Genomic DNA, 5,592 nt, shown 5'->3' on the forward strand with positions numbered 1-5,592 from the left:
GGGAAACGCCCGGTTACATTCCGAACCCGGAAGCTAAGCCTTTCAGCGCCGATGGTACTGCAGGGGGGACCCTGTGGGAGAGTAGGACACCGCCGAACAATCATTGTGGGAAAGCCCCGCACCTCATGGTGCGGGGCTTTTCTGCGTTTACGGCACTTTCCGTGTCCACAGGGCTTTCCGTGTCCGCGGGGCCGTTCAGGCCGGCGTGACGAGCTGGGTGTCGTAGGCGAGGATCACCGCTTGGACGCGGTCGCGGGTGCCGGTCTTGGCGAGGATGCGGCCGACGTGGGTCTTCACCGTGGATTCGGCGAGGTGGAGGCGGTCGGCGATCTCGGTGTTGGACCAGCCCTGGCCGATGACGGTGAGGATCTCGCGCTCGCGTTCGGTGAGGGGGGCGAGGCGGGGGTCCTCGGGGCGGGGAGCGGCGTCCACCGTGGGGGACGGGGGGAGGTGGTGGATGTAGGCGTCCAGGAGACGGCGGGTGAGGCTCGGGGCGACGACGGCGTCGCCGGCGGCGACCGCGCGGATGCCGGCGAGGAGTTCCTCCGGCTGGGCGTCCTTCACCAGGAAGCCGCTGGCGCCGGCGCGGAGGCCGTCGTACGCGTACTCGTCGAGGTCGAAGGTGGTGACGATCAGGACGCGGGTGCGGGCGCCCGTGGCGATGATGCGGCGGGTGGCCTCGATGCCGTCGAGGCCGGGCATGCGGATGTCCATCAGGACGAGGTCGGGGTGGTGACGGTCGACCAGGCGGATGGCCTCGGTGCCGTTCGAGGCCTCGCCGACGACGGTCATGTCGTCCTGGCTCTCCAGCAGCATGCGGAAGCCGAAGCGCTGCATCGGCTGGTCGTCCGCGATGAGAACGGTCGTCACGAGGAGGAGTCCTTCTGGGGAAGTCGGAGCCGGACGGCCCAGCCGCCGGTCGGCAGGGGGCCGCATTCGAGTGTGCCGTCGTAGAGGGCCGCGCGCTCGCGCATTCCGGTGAGTCCCTGGCCGCGACCTCGCTCTCGGGCCTGGTCCGGGCGGGGGGCGCCGGCCGCCGGGGTGTTCGTGATGTCGGCCCGTACGTCGTCGGGCGTGTGAGTGAGGGTGACCGTCGCCCGGGCGCCCGGACCCGCGTGCTTGAGGGTGTTGGTGAGGGCCTCCTGGACGACCCGGTAGACCGTCAGTTGGGCACCCGGTGAGAGGGGGTGGACCGGCGGGTCGGCGGGGAGGTCGAGGTGCACCGGGAGACCAGCCTTCCGTACGCCGGTGACGAGGGCGTCGAGGTCGGACAGGGTGGGCTGGGGGTCGCGGACTGCTTCCTGGTCGTCGTCGTGCAGGACGTCGAGGAGACGGCGGAGTTCGGCGAGGGCCTCGCGGCTCGTCGTGCCGATGGCTTCGAGGGCCTGGGCGGCGCGCTCCGGGCTCTTGGCCGCCGCGTAGCGGCCGCCGTCCGCGAGGCCGGTGATGACCGAGAGGTTGTGGCCGATGATGTCGTGCATCTCGCGGGCGATGCGGGTGCGTTCGGCGGCGGCGGCGAGCCGGACCTCCTGGTCGCGTTCGACCTCCAGGCGGCGGGCGCGGTCGACGAGAGCGGCGGTGTGGTCCTTGCGGGAGCGGACCGCGATGCCGAGGAGGGCGACGAGCGCGTACGCCCACAGGGTGGGGACGATGCGCTGGTCCCAGCTCTGGGTGGGGAAGCGGACCCCGCCCGTGACGAGCGGGGGCAGCAGCAGGGCGAAGGACACCAGCAGGGCGCGGGGCGGTCGGCTGAGCGCGATGTGGAAGAGCGGGAGCATCTGGAGGTACGAGGCCTGGAGGAAGGCTCCGGACGCGTCGCTGACGAGGACCGCGCAGGCCATCACCGTCAGGACGGCCAGGGGGTGACGCCGGCGCCAGTAGAGGGGCACGGTGAGGGCCAGGCTCAGGGTGAACACGAGCCAGACGGGGACGCCCGGGTCGCGGGCGGTGTTCCGCCAGCCGCCTGCGGCGTCGACGAGGGCCGCCACCGTCCACAGTGCGGTGAGCGCCCCGTCCCACACCCAGGGGTGCCGGGCGTCGAAGGCGCGGGCCCGGGCGAGCAGGCGCTGTGCGTGCCTGCTCGGGCCCGTCGTCCCCGTCGGCTGCGGTGTCTCCTGGGTGATCACCGGGTCATCATCCTCATACGTCGCGGTGCTTGAGCAACAGCGCGGGCACGGCGACCGCCACGGCCGCCCACAGGAGCAGGGCGAGGAGGGCGGCGCCGGGGGAGGCCGCGCCGGGTAGCGGGGTCGCGGAGCCGAGGGCGCCGGCGGCCTGGGTGGGGAAGTAGCGGACGGCCGTGTCCATCGCCTCGTACGGGAGCATGCCGAGGATCTCCGGCACGATCAGGACCCCGCCGACGAAGGCGCCGATGGCGCCCGGGACGGAGCGGAGGCCGGCGCCGAGACCGAGGGCGATCAGGCCGAGGAGGGTGACGCCGGCGGCGTTGCCCGCGATGGCGGCGAGGACGCCGTCGTCGGTGAGGGAGGCGGCCTGGTCGGTGTCGGAGAGGAAGAACTGGGCCGTCAGGAAGGTCAGCAGGGCGGTCGGGAAGGAGACCGCGAACACGACGGTGGTGTAGACGGCTGCCTTCGCCCACAGGACGGGGAGGCGGCGGGGGACGGCGGTGAGGGTGGCGCGGATCATGCCCGTCGCGTACTCGCCGGCGGTGACGAGGATGCCGAGGACGGCGAGGGCGATGCCGCCGAGCTGGGAGCCGTACAGGGCGAGGACGACGGTGTCGACGTCGGAGTCGCCGCCGTCGGAGGTGTAGGTGGCGCCCATGAGGATGCCGACGCCGAGGAGGAGCGCGGCGGCGGTGAGGACGGTGATCCAGGTGGAGCGGACCGTCCACAGCTTGTGCCACTCCGAGCGGAGGACGCGGGTCGTGGTGAGGGCGTGGGCGGGCGCGGGGGTGGTCATGCGGGGGCTCCCTGGTATTCGACGGAGTCGTGGGTGAGGGCCATGAACGCCTGCTCCAGGGAGGCTGCCCGGGGCGTGAGTTCGTGGAGGGCGAGGCCGTGGGCGGCGGCCGTGCGGCCGATCTCCGGGGCGTCGGGGCCGGTGACGAGGAGGGTGTCGGGGGCCTCGACGGTGACCTGGGCGCCGGGCAGCAGGCCGCGCAGCCGGTCGGGCTCGGGGGTGACGACCTTGACGGAGGCGCCGCCCGAGGACCGTACGAGCTCGTCGACGGTGGTGTCGGCGAGGAGGCGGCCCTTGCCGATGATGATCAGGTGGTCGGCGGTGAGGGCCGTCTCGCTCATCAGGTGGGAGGAGACGAGGACGGTCCGGCCTTCGGCGGCCAGGGACTTGAGGAGGGTTCGGATCCACAGGACGCCCTCGGGGTCGAGGCCGTTGACCGGTTCGTCGAGTATGACGGTGGCCGGGTCGCCGAGGAGCGCGGCGGCGATGCCGAGGCGCTGGCCCATGCCGAGGGAGAAGCCCTTGACGCGTTTGCGGGCGACGTGGGTGAGGCCGGTGAGGGCGAGGACCCGCTCCACGCGTGCGCGGGGGATGCCGTGGGTGTGTGCGAGGGCCATGAGGTGGTCGTACGCCGAGCGGCCGGGGTGCACGGAGCGGGCTTCGAGGAGCACGCCGACGCGGGTGAGCGGGGCGGGGTGGGCGGCGTAGGGGCGGCCGTCGACGGTGGCGTGGCCGCGGGTCGGGGCGTCGAGGCCGAGGAGCATGCGGAGGGTGGTCGACTTGCCGGCGCCGTTGGGGCCGAGGAAGCCGGTGACGGTGCCGGGGTGGACCGTGAAGCCGAGGTCCCGGACGACGGTGGTGTCCCCGTAGCGCTTGGTGAGGTTCTCTGCTCGGATCATGTCCCCGACGGTAGGGAGCGGGTGCCGGGGGTTCGTCCGACCGTGGGCGGGAGGTGGGGAGCGGGCGTGGTACCTCGGTACGACGAGGGGCGCTGACCAGGAATTTCCTTGTCGGAGCGGCGGAGACGGGCGAGGATGCTCGGCATGGACTTCTCGATACGTGTGATCCGTTCCGACGAGTGGGAGGAGGGCCGGGAGCTGCGGCTCGTGGCGCTGCGCGACCCGGTCGCGCACCTCGCGTTCCTGGATACGTACGAGGACGCCGTCGCGCGTCCCGACTCGTTCTGGCAGGAGCGGACGGAGGGGGCGTCGGAGGACGGGCCCGGTGACGTGCGCCAGTTCGTGGCGGAGGCGGCGGACGGGCGGTGGCTCGGCACGGTGACGGTGCTCGTGGAGCGGGCCGGCACCGAGACGTACTTCGGGGACGTGCCCGCGGTCGAGCAGACGCATGTGGTGGGCGTGTTCGTACGGGACGAGGCACGCGGCTCCGGGGTGATCGACGCGCTGTACGAGGCGGCGGTGGAGTGGTCGTGGTCGCTGGAGCAGGGGGTCGAGCGGGTGCGGCTGTACGTCCACGGCGAGAACGTGCGGGCCCAGGCGGCGTACCGGCGGATGGGGTTCGTGGACACCGGTGTCCGGGTCGCCCTGCACGGCCAGGAGGACGCGCAGGAGCTGGAGTTCGAGCTGCTGCGTCCGGCCGGGTAGTTCCGCTCCTCAGCGGCTGAGCGAGTCCTCCGGCCAGCGGGCACGGGCCTGCTCGCGGGAGCGCATCAGGGCCAGGGTCGGGAGGCCCTGGGCGTGGCCGGTGGCGAGGAGCTCCGGGAGGCGGGGGAGCGGTGCCACGGCGGCGACGTCGTCGAGGACGAGGGTCATTGGTGGGTCGAGCCGACCGTCGGATGACCGTGCGGCCATGCGGCGGCCGTGCTCGACCACGCTTGCGGCGAGAGCCGTGAGGAGCGGCATCGCGCCGGGGTGGGTGCGGGGGTCCTCGATCGCCTCGCCCACCACGTAGAGGGTGCCCCCTTCGGCGATGAAAGATGCGAGCGCCAGCGAATCCGTTCGATTCGGAGTGCAGGACTCCCGGATGTGGACCGAGGACAGCGCGGCGAGCGCACGGGCCGTCAGTTCCTGTGCCAGGCGGCGGCTTTCCGGGTGGGCGGTGAGTGCCGACTCCAGGAGCCCCGCATGGCCGGAGGCGGCTTTGGGGTGGCCGCGGAGGATCCGTACGGGCTCGTGGGCGCCCGCGCCCTGGGCCCATCGGTGGACCTGCCGGAACGGGCGGCCGTCGACGGCGGCGGCGTGCAGCCAGCAGCGCAGGAGCGTTTCCGCGGTGTCGGCGGTGGCCGCGTCCAGACGGGAGTGCGGGCGTACGGGAGCCAGCAGGGCGACGGCCCGTTCCTGCGCCACCGCCGGGTCCTCGCACCGCTCGGACGGCGACCAGTGCAGTCGGGCGGGCGTGTCGCAGAGGTGGCCGACGTCGTGGACGAGCACCGGGCCGAGCTTTCCGCGCCCGTCCTTCGTCGACGCCCAGACCGCCGGGTCCGACGTGACGACGAGCACGGGTCCCTCGGCGTCCCGGATCGCCTGCACGGCGGCGGGACGGCGGGCCTCGGGAGGGCCGTAGACGGTACGGGGGGTTCCCAGGGGGGCGGGAGCGGCGGCCTGGAGGGGGCTGGGGGCCTGTGCCGGTGTCTGTGTCGGGGCGGGGTGGGGCTCGTGGTGGGTCTCCTCCGCCGGGCGGCGGGGGGCCGGTGGAGTGGCGGGGGGGGGC

At 73.4% G+C, this 5,592-nt stretch carries 6 protein-coding genes and 1 rRNA gene; 2 read left to right on the top strand and 5 right to left on the bottom strand.

Annotated elements, in window-relative coordinates:
* Positions 1 to 98 (top strand): 5S ribosomal RNA (rrf, locus tag OO54_RS42870); the annotation flags it as partial.
* Positions 99 to 195: 97 nt separating this feature from the next.
* Here rrf and OO54_RS40475 read toward each other — a convergent pair.
* Genes OO54_RS40475 through OO54_RS40490 form a run of 4 tightly spaced genes read right to left on the bottom strand, consistent with a single transcriptional unit; the run spans position 196 to position 3,821 of the window.
* On the bottom strand, positions 196 to 870 hold the full coding sequence (locus tag OO54_RS40475; protein WP_033212627.1) for a response regulator: 675 nt from the start codon (positions 868 to 870) through the stop codon (positions 196 to 198).
* Positions 867 to 2,123 carry a sensor histidine kinase gene (locus OO54_RS40480; RefSeq protein WP_033212633.1) on the bottom strand — a complete coding sequence of 419 codons (1,257 nt, stop codon included), beginning with the start codon at positions 2,121 to 2,123 and terminating at the stop codon, positions 867 to 869. Before OO54_RS40480 ends, OO54_RS40475 begins: the two co-directional genes overlap by 4 nt.
* A gap of 16 nt (positions 2,124 to 2,139) precedes the next feature.
* A complete protein-coding gene (locus OO54_RS40485; RefSeq protein WP_033212629.1) occupies positions 2,140 to 2,922 on the bottom strand; it encodes an ABC transporter permease in 783 nt (260 codons plus the stop codon).
* Positions 2,919 to 3,821: an ABC transporter ATP-binding protein gene (locus tag OO54_RS40490; RefSeq protein ID WP_033212631.1), complete on the bottom strand. Its 903-nt coding sequence runs from the start codon at positions 3,819 to 3,821 to the stop codon at positions 2,919 to 2,921. Before OO54_RS40490 ends, OO54_RS40485 begins: the two co-directional genes overlap by 4 nt.
* A 144-nt stretch (positions 3,822 to 3,965) precedes the next feature.
* On the opposite strand from OO54_RS40490, the gene OO54_RS40495 reads away from it, so the two are divergent.
* Positions 3,966 to 4,526, top strand: coding sequence for a GNAT family N-acetyltransferase (locus OO54_RS40495; protein ID WP_033212634.1), 561 nt, complete (start codon positions 3,966 to 3,968; stop codon positions 4,524 to 4,526).
* A 9-nt stretch (positions 4,527 to 4,535) separates the two neighbouring features.
* Here OO54_RS40495 and OO54_RS40500 read toward each other — a convergent pair.
* Positions 4,536 to 5,592, bottom strand: a 1,057-nt coding sequence (locus tag OO54_RS40500) for a type IV secretory system conjugative DNA transfer family protein (RefSeq protein ID WP_051787897.1), incomplete at its 5' end; no start/stop codon positions are given.

Origin of the sequence: Streptomyces wedmorensis, from assembly GCF_000716445.1 — a bacterium.
In the GTDB taxonomy this organism is placed as follows: Bacteria; Actinomycetota; Actinomycetes; order Streptomycetales; family Streptomycetaceae; genus Streptomyces; species Streptomyces wedmorensis.